This is a genomic window from Bartonella sp. 220B, assembly GCF_026930205.1.
Taxonomy (GTDB): Bacteria; Pseudomonadota; Alphaproteobacteria; order Rhizobiales; family Rhizobiaceae; genus Bartonella.
Genome location: NZ_JANHOI010000001.1, coordinates 228841 through 245583 on the forward strand (window position 1 = coordinate 228841; position 16743 = coordinate 245583).

Here is a 16743-nt window from a genome sequence, read left to right on the forward strand (position 1 = left end):
TTCGAACCTGCGGCCCCAGGATTCATACCACTTCGATTTTCACCGCCAGCTTTACAGGCTGTTCGTGGTCTGGACTGTCTCTTCACCTTGAAGCTTATGCTCTTTAGGTGCTGCCCGTTCAGTCTCTACACCTTCCTCTTGTTAAAAAAGGCTTGGCTCGGGATTGGCATATAGTCTCCTATGAAGCTTTCCCCGAATTTGAGCAGATCCACTTTAAGGATTTCTCCTTAAGGCGCCCAATTTCTTTAGGAATCCTGTGCTCTATCCTCCTGAGCTACGCAGACATCATCATACTTTCTTTAATAGAAGTATAAAAACGAATCAATTATATTCAATATGAATTAACGAATTTCTGCTATTTTTTGTTCTAGAAAGGTTAAAACTGTCTCTGAAGAGACATTTTTTGCAATAAATGATTGGCCAAGTCCGCGTGTTAGAATGAAGGTCAAGCTGTTTTGCGAAACTTTTTTGTCTTGCGCAATGAGAGTCATCAGTGTTTTGGCGTCTGGAAGTTTCCCTGGAATGTCTTTTAATTGTGTAGGTAACCCCATGGTTTTGAGGTGTGTTTCGACACGTTGTGTGAGTGTGGGGTCTGTTAAATTGAGTTGCGCAGAAAATTGATGGGCTAAAACCATCCCAATTGCTACACCTTCACCGTGGATGAGGCGGTTTGAATCATAGGCGGTTGCTGTTTCAAGCATATGTCCAAATGTGTGACCTAGGTTTAAGAGTGCACGTTCTCCTCTTTCGTATTCATCACGTGCGACAATGTCAGCTTTAAATTGGCAGGAGCGGACAATGGCTTCTGTTCTTATGGGACCATTGGAGAAAATTTCTTGCCCATTTTTTTCAAGCCATTCAAAAAAATCAGGTTGGTTAATAAGACCGTATTTAACCATTTCTGCGTAGCCAGCGCGAAATTCACGCAAGGGTAATGTATCAAGAACAGATGTGTCGGCAATAACGCATTGGGGTTGATAAAAAGCACCAATGAGATTTTTACCATATTGGCTATTGATGCCTGTTTTCCCACCAACAGAAGAGTCAATTTGTGCAAGAAGCGTTGTAGGCATTTGAATGAAATTCATACCGCGGCGTATCATACTTGCGGCAAATCCTGCCAAGTCTCCAATGACACCACCACCAAAAGCAATAACGCAGTCACCTCTTTCTAGACGGGCAGCAAGAATTTTATCAATGACAGTTTGCAGGGTTGAAAATGATTTTGATTGCTCTCCTGCTTCTACGATGATTGGAACAAAATGGATTTCATTTTTTGTTAATTCTTCCTGCAATTTAGCCAAATGGAGATGTGCAACATTTTTATCTGTAATAACAGCCAAACGCGTTTGAAAACCTTTTTGATTAAGAGACCGCTTAATATGTGATGCAGCTTGCGCAATAAGATCTGGGCCGATGATGATATCGTAACAGTGCTTATCCAATTGAATGGTGACGGTCTTGGTTTGCATTCTTGTTGTTCCTATCGTTGATTTCTGTGTACAAGTAGTGCTGTACGGACCGTATAACATTTTGTGCTACAGTATGGCGGCTTTCTTTATGACTGTTAATTGTTAAATTTGCTTTTGCATAGATCGGATTGCGTTGTTCCATGAGTTTTTGCATGGTTTCTTTAGGATTGGCTGTTTGAAGGAGTGGTCGCGTTGGGCGCCGTAAAACACGTTTCATGAGGATATCAAGATCCACTTTGAGCCATATGGATATACCATTTTGATGAATGGCTTTGCGAATATTTTCGTTCATGTAGGCACCACCGCCTGTTGCTAAAACAAGAGGACTTTTTTTCATGATGTTGAGAATAACGCGTTGTTCAAGAGCCCGGAATTCTGCTTCGCCATAAATTTGAAAAAGTTCTGTGATTGCCATTTGTGCGGCTTTTTCAATTTCCTGATCGGAATCATAAAAGGGCAAATGGAGCATAGTGGCTATGCGATGTCCGATTACAGACTTTCCTGCTCCCATAAGACCAACAAGGACAAGGGCTCGTTTATCAAGAACGGATAAGAGTTGCTTCTTTATTTGTGCTATAGGAATCGGCTTAGATCGATGACTGTTCATAACTTTATTTCGGCATTTATCTGCCTTAAAGTCAATTCCTGTTAATCTTTGTAAGGCATGATAGGGATAGAGTGTTTTTAGAGTATTTATTGTTTTATGCCAACATTGACCAGATTTTTGATGATTCTTTTCATTTTTCTTATTGTGCTTTTCAGTATAATGGTTTCTCTCGTGGTTTGGGTGGAACCAGTGACTGTGGATATGTATGTCGAAATTCCTTTAGATTCCCTGAATCTTTCTTCGAAAGCGAATCAATAAAATGAAAAATGGTGCTATAATAGATCATTTTCTTGAGATGATGAGTGCTGAGCGAGGAGCTTCTCCACATACGCTTGCGGCTTATCAGCATGATTTACAATGGGCACAAGATGAGCTATCTTCGCATTCTGTTTCGCTTTTTTCAGCGCAAAAAGAAGATTTAATTGGTCTTTTGTCACTTATGCACACTCTTGGCTTTACAGCATCTTCGCAAGCGCGTCGTTTGTCGACGTTGCGTCAGTTTTATCAATTTCTTTATGCAGAAGGGTTGAGAGCAGATGATCCCTCTTATGATATTGATGCGCCTCGTCAGGGACGCTCTTTGCCTAAAATTGTCAGTGAGGATGCGGTGACAAAATTGCTTGATTTAGCGCAGTTGGAAGTGGAACAAGCAGATTATGGGTCAAAGAATTATTTTCGCGCATTGCGTCTTCAGCTATTGATGGAAATGCTTTATGCAACAGGCTTACGTATTAGTGAATTGGTGAGTCTTCCGGTACAGGCTGTCCGAGGGGAGGGGTACAGTATTTTGGTGCGTGGCAAGGGCAAAAAAGAACGAATGGTGCTTTTATCAAAAAAAGCATATCAAGTTCTTTTGCAATGGTTAGATTTGCGTGATCAAGGAAAGGATGCGGAAAGTCTTTATCTTTTTCCTGCACACTCAGAAACGGGGTATATTGCTCGACAAGTTGTGGCACGCGAGTTGAAAGGTCTTGCAAGAAGAGCAGGAATAAGGAGTGGCTTTTCTCCCCATGTGTTACGCCATGCTTTTGCTAGCCATCTTTTGCAAAATGGTGCTGATTTACGTGCAGTTCAGCATTTGTTGGGCCATTCTGATATTGCTACTACTCAAATTTATACACATGTGTTGGAAGAAGGTCTTTATCGCTTGGTTAATGAGCATCATCCACTTGCAGATAAACAGAAGGCTGGGTAAAGAAAAGGTATTGTTTAAAAAAATACTTTATAAAGCGAATTATAAGTCTATAAGTCACATCAAATAAGTTGAGTACAATGTATAATTATCTTGATTTTGAAAAACCAGTTGCTGATCTTGATGGGAAAATTCTCGAATTAAAACAGATTTCTCAACAAGACGGGAGCCTTGATATGAGCGATGAGATCGCGCGTCTCGAAGCGCGTTCCAAAACGGCATTGCGTGATATCTATAAAAAATTATCGCCATGGCAAAAGACACAGGTAGCTCGCCATCCGGATCGTCCTCATTTTATGGATTATTCTGCACGCTTGTTAAGTGACATGACTCCTTTGGCAGGGGACCGTAAATTTGCTGAAGATGAGGCTATTCAAGCAGGGTTTGCACGTTTTAAAGGCGAAGCAGTTGCCTATATAGGTCAGGAAAAAGGTCATGATACGCAAACGCGTTTGCGCTATAATTTTGGTTCTGCTCGTCCAGAAGGATATCGCAAAGCCGTGCGTATTATGGAAATGGCTGACCGGTTTGGTTTGCCCCTCCTCACTTTTGTTGATACGGCAGGAGCTTATCCTGGTGTGAGTGCTGAAGAGCGTGGTCAAGCAGAGGCAATTGCCCAATCAACAGCGGCAACTTTGCGTTTGAAAGTTCCTGTGGTTTCCGTTGTTATTGGAGAAGGTGGTTCAGGAGGAGCGATAGCAATTGCTGCGGCCAACAAAGTTTATATGCTGGAACATGCAATTTATTCTGTTATTTCTCCAGAAGGCGCTGCTTCTATTTTATGGCGTGATCCAACTCGTGCGAAAGATGCCGCAATGAATATGCGTATTACCGCTCAAGATTTGTACCGATTAAAAATTATTGATGACATTATTCCGGAGCCTTTAGGAGGGGCACATCGTGGCAAAGAAGCTGCAATTGATGAAGCAGGTAATGTGATTTCTTCTGCTCTGGAGTCTATGGCTGGAAAAGCTGGTGAAGTTCTTAAACGAGAGCGTTGGGAAAAATATCTGCAAATTGGTAGATCTCTAGTGTAAGTGATTGTTGTGAGGGGATAAATGGGAGTTTTATTTAATGACGTTCAACAGATTCCTCACTGTATGTGTTGTGTTTGCGATGGAAATATTAACGGCATGCGGGACAAGATTGCCCGCATCTATTCGGGCTAAAGTTGAGCAGCCACTTCCACAAGAAATCCACAATAGAATGGCTCTCTATAATATCGACCCCTATGCACCAATTATGATGCGGTTTTTTAAGGAGGAGAATGTTGCTGAGATTTGGAAACAATCGCGTTCGGGGCCTTTTGTATTGGTGGCTCGCTATGGTATTTGCAAATGGTCCGGGCGGCTTGGACCAAAATATAAAGAGGGGGATTTACAGACACCAGAAGGGTTTTATACCATTACTGCAAACCAAATGAATCCTTACTCAAAATATTATCTTTCCTTTAATATAGGTTTTCCAAATCTTTACGATCAGGCACATGGTCGTACAGGAAGACATCTTATGGTGCATGGTTCTTGTTTCTCTGCTGGTTGTTATTCTATGAGTGATAAAAATATGGCACAAATTTATGCTTTTGCGCGAGACGCTTTTAGAGGAGGACAGAGAGAATTTCAGTTGCAAGCTTTTCCTTTTCGCATGACCGATGATAATATGAAACGCTATCGTACCGATCCACATTATCAATTTTGGGTAATGCTTAAAGAGGGCTATGATTTTTTTGAGGAAAATCGTAAGCCTCCAACAGTTCAAGTTTATGAAAAACGTTATGTTTTTAATCGTGACACTGATAAAATTTCTGCTTCTCTAATACCGTAAAGCATTTCTAATAATCGTAATTTTTCTGCTTTTTTGAGAATGCTTTGTTCTTGATTAATAGTGTGTGGGTGCTTGTAGTGAGATGTGGTAGAGCGTGTTTGAAAATCCACTCTCTTTGTTTGTTAGAAATTTTTTTATTGAAGATTAAAGGAGAAATTAAAATTTCATTCCTGGAATGGCTAGGGGGTTGTTTAGTATAGCCGTTTTGTCGGCAGTATCTATTGCTGGTTTGTTTAAAAATGCATCGAAGAGTTTTTGTACTGCTTCTTTTTCAATTCCATCTGCAATGATAACAAAGCGGGTTTGTATGATTCCCTGTGGCCAAGCTGCAAGCCTTATAGGTGGATGAAAAAATGTCTGTACACCATGCAACACAAGTGGGCGGTGTGGATCATCACGCAAGGCAATAATTGCTTTAAGACGTAATAATTTTGTGCCATAAAGGTCTCGTAGGAGATCTAAAAAAGCTTCAACAGTTGTGTAATCAAGAAGTTCCTCGCAGTCTAATAAAAAGGTGCGAATGGTCCAAGGGTGTGTATGATCATGTGGAGTACTGGTGAGCCATTGTTTAAATTGCCTATTTTCTTCTTTTTCATCCCATAATGTCTTACCTATTAAGGCACTTGAACAACAATGATCAGAATGGGCATCGATGATTTGTGCTGTGGGATTTATTGTTTTGAGTGTGTTAATAAGCGTATTTGAAAGCACTTTTTCATTCATAAGATCTGTTTTTGTAAGAATAATTTTATCCGCAAGTGCTAATTGTTTTTGTATTTCAGGGTAACGTTTGAGTATGGAAGGTGTGCTTAATATATCAAATGTTGCAAGAACAGCGTCGATAGAAAATGCTTGCGTTAAAAGTGGATGGCTGAGAAGAGCTTGTAAAATAGGGGCTGGATCAGCTAAGCCTGTTGTTTCGATGATAATGCGGTCGAGTTGTTTGAGATCTCCTCTATCAATGCGATTAATTAAATCAGTCAATGTATCGATAAGATCACTGCGTAAATTACAGCATAAGCAACCATTTGTTAGTTCGATGATTCCTTCTGTCGTTTTTTCAACTAGAAGATGGTCAATCCCCACTTCGCCAAATTCATTGATGATAACAGCACAATCAGCTAAAAGAGGATCGCGTAATATACGATTGAGAAAAGTTGTTTTTCCAGAGCCTAAAAAGCCAGTAATAAGCGTGAGAGGAATGCGCGTTGTTTTCATATTTCATCATCAACCATGACGTACTGATTTTTTTATAGGGTGGTTCTCTTGCTTTTTATAGGGAATGTGAAATTTTTTTAGGGGCTTTGTTTTTGCTTTATGTATTTGTGGTGTACTAATGAGTCGTACTGGTAAAGGAAGAGCAGAAGAAGGTGAAGGAGTGATAAAAGGTGAAGAGAGGATAACATTTCCTTGATCATCATAAGAGTTTGCAAGCATTTTCACAGCTTCAGGCGTGCATGTTTGTTGTTTCATATCACTTGCTTGTGTCATTTTAGTGCCATAGGGTTTTAGGGTTGCTAATGTTGTTTGGGGCAATCCTTGGTACAAAAAGCCTGTTTCAAGTAATTGTGCGGCTTTTTCTTCTCTTTCACTTACGTTTGTAGATCCTAAAATGACAGCAATAATCGTGCGTTTGTTGCGGGTTGCTGAGGCAACAAGATTGAAACCGGAGGCACAAATAAAGCCTGTTTTCATGCCGTCGATTCCGTTAAAACGACCAATAAGATTGTTTGAATTGGGTTGAATTTTTCGTTTTTTACCAAAATCAATAGCTGGAATAGAAAAATAATGGACATATTGAGGAAATTCTCGACGAATCTGAACTGCTAAAAGAGCAATGTCACGTGCTGTAGAATAATTATAGGGGTTTGGTAAGCCACTTGCATTCGCAAAATGTGTTCCAAACATGCCAAGACGTTGCGCTTCAGCATTCATTTTTCGCACAAAAGCTTCTTGTGAACCAGCAACTGCTTCACTCATAGCAATAGCCAAATCATTGGTGGAATTAACCAGAGTAATCGTTAAGGCTGTATCAAGTGTAAGAACGGAACCAGCTTTATAACCTGAACGGTGTGGAGGAGCTTTTGCCGCATATTCGCTGATGGTGATGTGTTGATTTGGCGAAATTTCTCCTCGGCTCATACCACGGAAAATAATATAAGCGGTCATTAATTTTGTTAAAGAGGCAGGATACCAGCGATCAAAGGCTTGATTGTGCTCTAAAATGAGTCCAGTTTTCACGTCAACAGAAATAAAAGGCTGAGCGAGAGCAAAGGGACTCATCAAACTCATAACCAAAGATAAAAATAAATTATAAAAAATCTGCCGCATTAAGTTTAAGTCCAATTTCTACTTATCAGTAACTTAGAACTCTTTTAATGTAGCACATAAAACTTGCGAATCCAGAACCGTGAGCGCAAATGGTTAATTACATTTCAATTTTTTTCAATGATTTCAGTTCTTGAAGCCTTTTTACAGCGGAAGGTGGCATAGGTGGTGGGCTTCGATCTTTCGTTGCTAGTAGAAGTAATTCATCGCAAGCTTTTTCTGTTTTTTGGACGAGTTGGTTTAGAAACTCATGTTTACTTAAACCAGCATCTATGGGAGGAAGAATACGAACACGAATAGTTCCAGGATAACGGCGAAAATTGTTGCGTGGCCAATATAAACCAGCATTGTGCGCAATGGGAACAACTTGAAGGTCCAATTCATTGTAAAGCGCAACAATCCCTGATTTATAATCGGGTTCTTGGCCTGGTTGTCGGCGTGTCCCTTCGGGAAAGATCAGAATTTGACGCCCTTGTTTTGCTTTTTCTTTTGCTTTTTGTATGATGGTTTTTAAAGCTTTAATGGGTGTGGTTCGGTTGATGGGGATAATCTGTGTTTTTGCCATATACCAGCCAAAAAGGGGAATCCATGTCAATTCACGTTTTAGGATAAGAGCAGGGTCATCAAGATAGGGGACAAGACCAAAAGTTTCCCATGCAGATTGGTGTTTGGGAGCGATGATATAGGATCCCTTTGGAAGATTTTCTAATCCTTCAATTTCATAGTTTGTGCCTGCAATGTATTTTTGTAAAAAAAGTGTAACACGCGCCCATGTTTTAGGTACAATCCACGCTTTTTTGCGTGGCATTAAAAAATAAACGGGGGCGTAAAGAATCATTTGTATGAAGGTCGTTGTATAAAAAGCGAATGTAAAAAGAAGAGAACGAAGAACAAGCACTGTATTTTCCATTTTATATCTGCAAAGAGACCATGTATATAACGTAATTTATGTGAGAAAACATCTCTCTTTATGTTTTTTCAAATATCTCTTTTTTCGATAACCTCTTTTCTGATATTTAAAAACATAAGGAAACAGGCTCATGAAACTACAGAGTAGCCAAGATACTCTTTTGATCCCCCGGATTTTATCTATTGCGGGTACTGATCCTTCTGGTGGCGCTGGAATGCAAGCGGATTTGAAGGTTTTTTCAGCTATGAAAACCTATGGTATGAGTGTGGTGACGGCTGTTGTTGCACAAAACACACAAGGTGTACGTGCTTTTCAGGCTTTAGATGCTTCTTTTGTCGCTGACCAAATTGATTCCGTTTTTGAAGATATTCATGTGGATGCCGTTAAGATTGGTATGGTGGCAAATGCCCAAATTGCTCAAATTATTGCAGAGCGTTTGGCTTATTATAAACCCCGTTTTATTGTTTTTGATCCCGTTATGGTGGCAAAAAGTGGTGATGTCCTTTTAGAGCCCGATACGATTGAAATCATGCGTGATGTTCTTGTTCCACTGTCAACTTTGATCACGCCAAATTTGCCTGAGGCAGCACTATTATTGGGATATGAAGTGCAATGGTCTTTAAACGCTATGTACCAATATGGTCCGCAGCTTTTGGCATTAGGTTGTCATGCAGCTCTGTTGAAGGGTGGGCATTTAAGCGCACTTACTAGAAAAAGTACAACGAATCACAATGATTCAAGTCCAGATCTTTATTGCGATTCTAAAGAATGTGTTATGCTGGAAGCTTCTCGTTTCATGACCACGCATGATCACGGTACAGGTTGTACTATTTCAGCTGCGATTGCAGCTTTATTGCCAACACAGCCTTTGGGGTGTGCTGTTAAACAAGCAAAAGACTATTTGAATGGCGCTTTATCTGCTTCAAGCGCTTTACAAATAGGAAAAGGACGAGGACCACTTCACCATTTTTATAAATTATGGAAGAGTGAATAAAGCAATTGCATATGAAACAATTCTATTTCAGGGCTGGTTGAGTGGCTGTTGTCGTTTGTTTGATAGGAGTTGCTTAGGAAGTGGGATAAGCAGAGGTATGTGATGATCATTTTTACCACTTCATACATTTTTCGCAAACTTGGATTTCGGAGGTGGAAAATGGAAAAAATCAAAATTTGATGGCAAACAGAAGAGAGATTTTTCAAAAATTTATAAATTCAAAGAACTATAAAAAAATGAATTGCTGCAAAACCTGGTGGCAAATTGTGCAAAACCTAGTGACAAGCTACAATGGTCCGACAAGAATCGTCCCCCTTGCATTTCAAGCCGACTTTACACGCTTTAGCGATCTGTAAAAATAGGAGAAGAAAAAAAGACTCATGAAAGGAGCTTTAAATGACCTTTGAAAAAAAATTGGTATAAAACCTACTGTCAAATTATACAAAAGCTGCCGGCAAGCTACAACGAATAGATATAAAAATACAAAATCCATGGAGCGGGCGATGGGATTCGAACCCACGACCCCAACCTTGGCAAGGTTGTGCTCTACCCCTGAGCTACACCCGCTCACCGATTCGAAACATATTTTGCTTCGGATGATGTTGTATGGCGTAGGCTTCTCTGAATTGCAACAAAAAAATAACATTTCAATTTGATTTATTTTGTAGGCATTACAGAAATAAAAATAAAGATTGATTTTAATAGTGTTTTTCAATAGATTGCCCCTCCTTAATTATTGCAAAAGAGGGGCGGAGCAGAATGTTGAAAAGAATAAATATATTGTGGATCGTGGTTGCGGCTATTTTTATCATAAATGGTTTTGCAAAAGCAGATGATCATATTAAACATGTTAAAGTGGCAATTACGCAAATTATGTCACATCCTGCTGCGGATGCTGTGCGTAAAGGGGTGGAAGATGCTCTGGCAGAAAGTGGCTATAAGCAGGGTGAAAATTTTGAAATCACTTTCTTGTCCGCACAGGGCAATATTTCTACAGCAACACAAATTGCACGTAAATTTGTTGGTGATAAACCTGATGTTATTGTAGCAATTACTACGCCTTCAGCGCAAACAATGTTTGCGGCAACAAAGACAATTCCTATTGTTTTTGCTGCAATTTCTGATCCTGTTGGAGCAAAAATAGTCCCTTCTCTTATAAAGCCTGGCGGTAATGTAACAGGGGCTTCTGATCGCATAGATATTGCGGGAAGTCTCAGTCTTTTGCGGGAGGTAAAACCAGATTTGAAAAAACTTGGTTATCTTTATAATGCTTCTGAAGCAAATTCAGTGTCAACGCTTAAGACGTTGAAAGAAGAAGCCAATAAAGTAGGAATTGAAGTTATTCCTTCATCTGCGCCTAAGCTTTCTGATGTTCAAGCGGCAACACGCGCTTTAATTGGTAAGGTGGATATGGTTTTTATTCCTGCTGATAATACAATTCTTTCTGCTTTAGAAGGAACAGTAAAAGTCGCTCAGGAAGCAAACATTCCTATATTCTCTGTCGATTTTAACTCTATAGGACGTGGACCTTTTATGACCAAAGGTGTCAATTTCTATGATGTAGGGGTTGATGCTGGGAAGTTGGCTGTGCGTATTTTAAAGGGCGAAAAGCCTGGCGATATTGATGTTGTGCTAGCGGCTAATAATGATATCCGTATTGATATGAAAGCAGCTAAAAAAGCAGGTATTGTTATTCCGCAAGCAGTTATTGAACGCGCAACAAAAATTCTTCAATAGATCTCCATTAATGTGATGTTGATACGGTAAACGTGTATTAAGTTTTTATGGGGAATATTTTGGATGAATATATTTGCGCTTTCTGGTGCTGTAGAATTAGGTCTTATTTATGCGTTTGTTGCAATTGGAGTTTATCTCTCATTCCGCGTCTTAGATTTTCCTGATTTAACTGTTGATGGTTCGTTTCTTCTCGGGTCGTGTGTCTGTGGTATTTTGATTCTTTTGGGCTTCAATCCATGGGCAGCTATGGCATGCGCTTTTTGCGCGGGTATGCTCGCTGGTTTGTTAACAGCGTTGCTGAATTTGCATTTTGGTATTTTAAATCTTTTGGCTTCAATTTTAACAATGTCGGCGCTTTATACGGTTAATCTTCGTATTATGGGGGTTATGGGAGGGGCTAATGTTAATTTGGCTCTTGCGGATACAGTTTTAACTCCTTTCTATAATCTGTTAGGATTGCCTGATATTTTTATACGGCCTCTTTTTATTGGTTCTGTATTACTGATTGTGGCATTTTTAATTTGGCGCTTTTTAGAAAGCGAAATAGGTCTTGCCATGAGAGCAATGGGTACCAATCCACGTATGGCTACTGCACAAGGGATTCACAGATCCGCGTTAATTTATTTTGGTATGGGGCTTTCAAATGCATGCGTTGCACTTGGAGGTTCCCTTTATATTCAAACCGCAATTGCTACTGATATTACCGGGGGCGCTGGTACGATTGTTTTCGGTTTAGCTGCGGTTATTATTGGTGAAACTCTTTTTCGTACGCGTAATATTTTGTGGATTATCATCAGTTGTGTTGTTGGATCTGTTCTTTACCGTGTCGCAGTGCAATTTGCTTTTGAAGCAAATGCAATTGGTATTGATACGTCAACAGATCTTCAGTTGATTACAGCGTTGCTAGTTGCTTCAGCTCTCATTATACCACGTTATTGGGGGAGACGTAAACATGATTGAGTTTTCTCATGTCGGAGTCACATTTAAACCAAAAACGCCTTTGGAAAAACAAGCCCTCATTGACATTAATCTCAAAATTGATCGGGGTAGTTTTGTTACAATTATTGGTTCGAATGGTGCTGGTAAATCAACTTTGCTTAGTGTGTTAGCGGGTGCGATTCCCCCTACAGAGGGGAAAGTGCTTATCAATGGGCAAAATGTTTCTAGGCAATCAGTCAGTGAGCGAGCCGACAGGATTGCTTGTGTTTTCCAAGATTCATTAATGGGTAGCTGCGGTTCTTTAACCATTGAAGAAAATTTAGCTCTTGCAGCTATGCGTGGGAAGCGCCGTGGTTTGCGTTCAGCGTTGAATTATAAAAAACGGCAAATTTTCCGTGATGAAATTGCTCAATTAGGTATTGGGCTTGAGACATATATTCATAATCCTATGGATAGTTTGTCAGGTGGACAACGTCAAGTTGTTTGTCTTGTGATGGCTACTTTAGCACATGCAGATGTTTTATTGCTTGATGAGCATACTTCAGCATTAGATCCTGGAATGGCTGATTTTGTCATGCAGTTGACCGAAAAAATTGTTGAAGAGAAAAAGTTAACCACTATTATGGTCACGCATTCTATGCGTCAGGCTCTTGATCATGGAGATCGGACATTGATGTTGCATGGCGGAAAAGTGATTTTAGATGTGCGTCAAGAAGAGCGTAAGGGATTGGATGTGAGCGATCTTATCGGTATGTTTCAAAGGGTTCGTGGAGAAGCCCTTGATGATGATGAACTTTTAATGGATTGATATTGTGGCCCAGAAAAAAGCGCATGAAGTTGACCCTTTCCTAGCGCGTTTTTCGCGTGCTTTTCCTATCGTTCTCATTTACGGACCAGATCGTGGTCTTGTTTGTGAACGTGCGCAGCGTTTTGCTAAGCTTACGCAGGTGGCAATAGAAGATCCTTTTTCAACGGTTCGTTTGGATGCTGCTGAAATCGATAAAGATCCTGCCCGTTTGGGAAATGAAGCGCGTACTTTATCACTCTTTGGGGGTGATCGTTTAATATGGGTCTCTAATGGAGCTAATCAAAAAGGTTTTCTTACAGCTTTGAAACTTTTAATTGAGGAACCACCAGAGAAAAGCTTTATTCTCATTGAAGCGGGGGATTTGAAAAAAGGAACGGGATTGCGCAATGTTGTTGAAACGGCATCAAAAGCAATGGCTTTGCCCTGTTTTGCAGATGATGCTCGTTCTCTTGATGGAGTGATTGATGAGGTTTTGGGACATTTTAAGAAAACCCTTTCTTTGGATGCACGAAAGTGGTTACACGAAAGTTTGGGAGGTGACCGTCTTGTATCACGTAGTGAATTGGAAAAGCTTTGTCTTTACGCTTCTGATATCTATATTACTCTTGAAGATGTGAAAGCTATTGTAAGCGATGTCAGTGCTCGTTCTCTTGATGAAGTGGTTGATGCACTTCTCTTGGGCGATATTGCGGGATTTGAAGCCCATTTTAGCCGATATACAGCAATGCATGGTACAGTTTTTTTTATTTTGAGTGCAGCACAAAGGCACTTTCAACAATTACAACTCTTGCGTTATCAAGTGGAGGTTGGAGGGGAATCCCCTTCTACAGTGATTTCTCAGGCGCGCCCCCCCATTTTTTTTCAACGCAAAAAAACAGTGGAGCAAGCTTTAAGATATTGGAAGTTAGAACATATTTCCTATGCAATGGAAAAAATCCAAAGTGCTGTTTTAGAAAGCCGTAAAAATTCGTCTTTAGGAGAAGCTATCATTCGTCAGGTTTTGTTAGGGCTTACAATTGCAGCGCGACGCCAAATGGCTGCTTAAGATCTTCAGTTGTATTTGTGAAGACTTATTTTGCAGATCTTAAAAATTTTATGAAATAAATATTGTTCTCTTGTAAGATTTATTTGTTATTTTGAAAAATAAAAGGGGTGCTCTAAAATGGTAAATGGGGCATAGATTTATGTTATCATTCATTTTTGGTGCATTTTTCAGGTAAAAATGATCTGTTAGTGGTTTGTACAGATGATTATTGGGGGGCATATGATTTTCATTATTTATTCTTTTGCCGGTTGTGGTTTTTAAAATGTTTGATACATAGATCTTGAATAAACAAAGAGGCAAATTGCAGTTTTGTTGCCATAAAAAGATCTTTAAAGGTAAGAGATGCTCCATATCCAATTTGAAAAAATAGCACTCATTGGGATTGGTCTTATTGGCTCTTCTTTGGCAAGAGTAATTAAAAAGAAAAATCTCGCAGTTCAAATTTCTATCTCAACGCGGCGACAAGAGACGTTGAAGAGAGCACGTGAATTGGAACTTGGGGATTTTTATACAACCGATAATGCAGAAGCTGTTGAAGGAGCAGATTTAGTGATTGTTTCTGTTCCTGTTGGGGCGAGTGCGGAAGTGGCAAAAAACATTTGTGATCATTTAAAGCCGGGGGCGATTGTGAGTGATGTTGGTTCTACGAAGGCGTTGGTCATTGCAGAAATGGCGCCCTTATTACCAAAATCCGTTCATTTTATTCCTGGCCATCCGATTGCAGGCACAGAATATTCAGGGCCGGATGCGGGTTTTGCTGATTTGTTTATGAATCGCTGGTGTATTCTAACGCCTTTTGCTGAAAGTGATGCTGCGGCTATAGCAAAATTGACAGCGTTTTGGGAAGCTTGTGGTGCGCGGGTCGAGAAGATGGATGCGAAACATCATGACCTTGTTTTGGCTATTGTTTCCCATTTGCCACATTTGATTGCTTATAATACTGTTGGGACGGCTAGTGATTTAGAAAAAGTAACAAATTCCGAAGTGATTGCTTATTCCGCTTCAGGTTTTCGTGATTTTACGCGTTTGGCTTCTTCTGATCCTGTTATGTGGCGAGATATTTGTTTACATAATAAAGATGCTATTTTAGAGATGTTGAGCCGTTTTAGTGCAGGGCTTGCTTCTGTGGAACAAGCCATCCGTTTGGGAGATGGTGAGACATTGTTTAACTTTTTTACGCGTACGCGCGCTGTGCGTCGTAATATTATTGAAGCTGGACAGGAAATTGATGCTCCTGATTTTGGGCGCCATAATGTTTCTAAAAAGGATGAGTAAAAAAGTGTTTTATTGAATTACACTGGTTTTTTTTAAGAGATGCGTTACCTATTTTATCGATATATTGGTCGTTGCATGTACTCTTCCTTGGCTTTTTATTTTGTTGTGTTGTTCTTCTCAGTTTCGGTATAAAGTGAAGCTTGACTGTATTGATCATTGCCCCTTATAGTGAAAACGTTTTTTAAGTTTTGATGATTTTTATAAAGCTTGGAGTGCTTAAGAAAGGGTTTTACCAGAAAGTATTAAGATTTGTTAAAAAATATCTTTTGGTATAGCTATCGTATTCTTGTTGATGCAGTAAGTCATTATTGGCGTGATAATGGTAGTGCTTTTGCTAGTCATATCGCCGTGTCAGGACTTTTAGCATTTTTCCCTTTTTTTATTTTTGGGACATCTCTTGCTAGTTTTATCGGCGCTTTTACATACACACCACAAAAAATCAAAGCTTTGCTACAGTTATTCCCAGATGTTATTGTAGAGCCTTTATCTAAGGAAATTGTCAATGTTTTAACCATTCAGCGTGGGGGAGTGTTAACGATTTCTGTCATTGGAGCAGCTTATTTTGCGTCTAATGGGATAGAAGCGTTACGAACAGCCTTAAATAAAGCTTATCGTGTTGTTGAACGGCGTAGTTTGTTGTTTTGTCGTTTTCAAAGCTTGTTTTTTGTAATTCTTGGAGCTGTTGGTCTTGTTGTGATCAGTTTTTTGTTGATTTTAACTCCTTTGCTGATCAAGATTATGCACAATCATCCTTTTTTTATGACTGAATATATTGGTGCTATTCGTTTATGGCGTTATATAATCGCAGCAGTTGTTCTCTTTGTAAGTCTCTTGATTGTTCATAAATGGCTACCAGCAGAGCGACGGAAATTTATAGAGATTTTACCAGGAATCATTGTCACAATGTTGGTGTGGTTTATAGCTTCCATTGCTTTTGCGCAATATTTGACAATGTTTGATTATATTTCTACCTATGCTGGGTTAGCATCTATTATGGTTGCCATAATATTTCTTTACATATTAAGCGCAATTTTTATTTTTGGCGCAGAGATAAACGCGGCGATAATGTTTTATCGCAAGCATTGGCAACATTCAAAGGAGTAAAAGAATTTAGTTATTGCGTGAAAGTCAAAGTACAAATATCCCAATAAAGCCTGCCATCACGTTGTTGATTGATGCTGATGCTTGTCCGGTAAAAGATGAGGTTTATCGTGTGATGAATCGTTATCAGCTTAGAACATTTGTTGTGGCGAATCGGTTTTTTCCTCTTCCAGATGAACCCCTCATTGAAAGGGTGGTTGTTTCTGGAAAATTCAATTGCGCTGATGATTGGATTGTAGAACATGTGCATGAGGCTAGTGTCGTTATTACCAGTGATATTCCTTTAGCTGCACGGGTAGTCAGGGCAGGAGGCTTTTGTCTTTCGCCAACGGGGCGTATTTTTGATGTAAACTCAATTGGTCAAGCTTTGGCAATGCGAAATTTGATGGAAGATTTGCGAGGACAGGGTAATATAACAGGTGGTCCGCGTCCTTTTTGTCGCAAAGATCGTTCGGCTTTTTTGTCTGCACTGGATCTCGTTATACAACGTTTAAAAAGGCGCGGTTATTAG

At 39.7% G+C, this 16743-nt stretch carries 16 protein-coding genes and 1 tRNA gene; 11 read left to right on the top strand and 6 right to left on the bottom strand.

The annotated features are described in order from the left end of the window. Positions 1–341: 341 nt before the first annotated feature. Together aroB and NPX99_RS00875 are read right to left on the bottom strand one after the other, a co-directional pair. Positions 342–1472 carry a 3-dehydroquinate synthase gene (gene aroB / locus NPX99_RS00870; protein ID WP_269029876.1) on the bottom strand — a complete coding sequence of 377 codons (1131 nt, stop codon included), beginning with the start codon at positions 1470–1472 and terminating at the stop codon, positions 342–344. Next, positions 1438–2079 carry a shikimate kinase gene (locus tag NPX99_RS00875; protein WP_269029877.1) on the bottom strand — a complete coding sequence of 214 codons (642 nt, stop codon included), beginning with the start codon at positions 2077–2079 and terminating at the stop codon, positions 1438–1440. Before NPX99_RS00875 ends, aroB begins: the two co-directional genes overlap by 35 nt. Before the next feature lie 259 nt (positions 2080–2338). On the opposite strand from NPX99_RS00875, the gene NPX99_RS00880 reads away from it, so the two are divergent. From NPX99_RS00880 to NPX99_RS00890, 3 genes are all read left to right on the top strand, one after another. After that, positions 2339–3274 (top strand): site-specific tyrosine recombinase XerD, encoded by a 936-nt coding sequence (locus NPX99_RS00880; RefSeq protein ID WP_269029878.1) that lies wholly within the window; start codon positions 2339–2341, stop codon positions 3272–3274. Between the two features lie 77 nt (positions 3275–3351). Next, complete coding sequence (locus tag NPX99_RS00885) at positions 3352–4308, top strand: acetyl-CoA carboxylase carboxyltransferase subunit alpha (protein ID WP_269029879.1); 957 nt, start codon at positions 3352–3354, stop codon at positions 4306–4308. 37 nt (positions 4309–4345) lie between these two features. Then, complete coding sequence (locus NPX99_RS00890; RefSeq protein WP_269029880.1) at positions 4346–5095, top strand: L,D-transpeptidase family protein; 750 nt, start codon at positions 4346–4348, stop codon at positions 5093–5095. A 156-nt stretch (positions 5096–5251) separates the two neighbouring features. Here NPX99_RS00890 and NPX99_RS00895 read toward each other — a convergent pair whose 3' ends face one another. The 3 genes from NPX99_RS00895 to NPX99_RS00905 all read right to left on the bottom strand — a co-directional run bounded on the left by NPX99_RS00895 (position 5252) and on the right by NPX99_RS00905 (position 8333). After that, positions 5252–6313, bottom strand: coding sequence for a CobW family GTP-binding protein (locus tag NPX99_RS00895; protein WP_269029881.1), 1062 nt, complete (start codon positions 6311–6313; stop codon positions 5252–5254). Between the two features lie 9 nt (positions 6314–6322). Continuing rightward, positions 6323–7426 (bottom strand): D-alanyl-D-alanine carboxypeptidase family protein, encoded by a 1104-nt coding sequence (locus NPX99_RS00900; protein ID WP_269029882.1) that lies wholly within the window; start codon positions 7424–7426, stop codon positions 6323–6325. Positions 7427–7523: 97 nt separating this feature from the next. Continuing rightward, positions 7524–8333, bottom strand: a complete 810-nt coding sequence (locus tag NPX99_RS00905) for a lysophospholipid acyltransferase family protein (RefSeq protein ID WP_269029883.1) — start codon at positions 8331–8333, stop codon at positions 7524–7526. Positions 8334–8463: 130 nt separating this feature from the next. Here NPX99_RS00905 and thiD point away from each other — a divergent pair, with 130 nt between their 5' ends. Then, positions 8464–9327, top strand: coding sequence for a bifunctional hydroxymethylpyrimidine kinase/phosphomethylpyrimidine kinase (gene thiD / locus NPX99_RS00910; RefSeq protein WP_269029884.1), 864 nt, complete (start codon positions 8464–8466; stop codon positions 9325–9327). 492 nt (positions 9328–9819) lie between these two features. Here thiD and NPX99_RS00915 read toward each other — a convergent pair. Then, positions 9820–9894, bottom strand: a tRNA-Gly gene (locus NPX99_RS00915). Between the two features lie 192 nt (positions 9895–10086). Here NPX99_RS00915 and NPX99_RS00920 point away from each other — a divergent pair. The 7 genes from NPX99_RS00920 (at position 10087) to NPX99_RS00950 (ending at position 16743) form a co-directional block, all read left to right on the top strand. After that, the gene (locus NPX99_RS00920; protein ID WP_269029885.1) at positions 10087–11064 is read left to right on the top strand and encodes an ABC transporter substrate-binding protein; all 978 of its coding nucleotides are present in this window, start codon (positions 10087–10089) and stop codon (positions 11062–11064) included. 63 nt (positions 11065–11127) lie between these two features. Further along, positions 11128–12024 carry an ABC transporter permease gene (locus NPX99_RS00925; protein WP_269029886.1) on the top strand — a complete coding sequence of 299 codons (897 nt, stop codon included), beginning with the start codon at positions 11128–11130 and terminating at the stop codon, positions 12022–12024. Continuing rightward, positions 12017–12811 (top strand): ABC transporter ATP-binding protein, encoded by a 795-nt coding sequence (locus NPX99_RS00930; protein WP_269029887.1) that lies wholly within the window; start codon positions 12017–12019, stop codon positions 12809–12811. The genes NPX99_RS00925 and NPX99_RS00930 overlap by 8 nt, the downstream gene beginning before the upstream one ends. A gap of 4 nt (positions 12812–12815) precedes the next feature. Beyond that, positions 12816–13856, top strand: a complete 1041-nt coding sequence (holA, locus tag NPX99_RS00935; RefSeq protein WP_269029888.1) for a DNA polymerase III subunit delta — start codon at positions 12816–12818, stop codon at positions 13854–13856. A gap of 342 nt (positions 13857–14198) precedes the next feature. Continuing rightward, a complete protein-coding gene (locus tag NPX99_RS00940) occupies positions 14199–15131 on the top strand; it encodes a prephenate/arogenate dehydrogenase family protein (protein ID WP_269029889.1) in 933 nt (310 codons plus the stop codon). Positions 15132–15380: 249 nt separating this feature from the next. After that, complete coding sequence (locus NPX99_RS00945; protein WP_269029890.1) at positions 15381–16235, top strand: YihY/virulence factor BrkB family protein; 855 nt, start codon at positions 15381–15383, stop codon at positions 16233–16235. A 13-nt stretch (positions 16236–16248) separates the two neighbouring features. Further along, positions 16249–16743 carry a YaiI/YqxD family protein gene (locus NPX99_RS00950; RefSeq protein WP_269029891.1) on the top strand — a complete coding sequence of 165 codons (495 nt, stop codon included), beginning with the start codon at positions 16249–16251 and terminating at the stop codon, positions 16741–16743.

Excerpts from the sequence above, each read along its gene's own strand:
- NPX99_RS00905 (WP_269029883.1), bottom strand. The coding sequence starts at position 8,333 with ATGGAAAATACAGTGCTTGTTCTTCGTTCTCTTCTTTTTACATTCGCT.
- thiD (WP_269029884.1), top strand. The coding sequence starts at position 8,464 with ATGAAACTACAGAGTAGCCAAGATACTCTTTTGATCCCCCGGATTTTA.
- NPX99_RS00900 (WP_269029882.1), bottom strand. The coding sequence starts at position 7,426 with ATGCGGCAGATTTTTTATAATTTATTTTTATCTTTGGTTATGAGTTTG.
- aroB (WP_269029876.1), bottom strand. The coding sequence starts at position 1,472 with ATGCAAACCAAGACCGTCACCATTCAATTGGATAAGCACTGTTACGAT.
- NPX99_RS00885 (WP_269029879.1), top strand. The coding sequence starts at position 3,352 with ATGTATAATTATCTTGATTTTGAAAAACCAGTTGCTGATCTTGATGGG.
- NPX99_RS00890 (WP_269029880.1), top strand. The coding sequence starts at position 4,346 with ATGACGTTCAACAGATTCCTCACTGTATGTGTTGTGTTTGCGATGGAA.
- NPX99_RS00875 (WP_269029877.1), bottom strand. The coding sequence starts at position 2,079 with ATGAACAGTCATCGATCTAAGCCGATTCCTATAGCACAAATAAAGAAG.
- NPX99_RS00880 (WP_269029878.1), top strand. The coding sequence starts at position 2,339 with ATGAAAAATGGTGCTATAATAGATCATTTTCTTGAGATGATGAGTGCT.
- NPX99_RS00940 (WP_269029889.1), top strand. The coding sequence starts at position 14,199 with ATGCTCCATATCCAATTTGAAAAAATAGCACTCATTGGGATTGGTCTT.
- NPX99_RS00920 (WP_269029885.1), top strand. The coding sequence starts at position 10,087 with ATGTTGAAAAGAATAAATATATTGTGGATCGTGGTTGCGGCTATTTTT.
- NPX99_RS00925 (WP_269029886.1), top strand. The coding sequence starts at position 11,128 with ATGAATATATTTGCGCTTTCTGGTGCTGTAGAATTAGGTCTTATTTAT.
- NPX99_RS00930 (WP_269029887.1), top strand. The coding sequence starts at position 12,017 with ATGATTGAGTTTTCTCATGTCGGAGTCACATTTAAACCAAAAACGCCT.
- NPX99_RS00895 (WP_269029881.1), bottom strand. The coding sequence starts at position 6,313 with ATGAAAACAACGCGCATTCCTCTCACGCTTATTACTGGCTTTTTAGGC.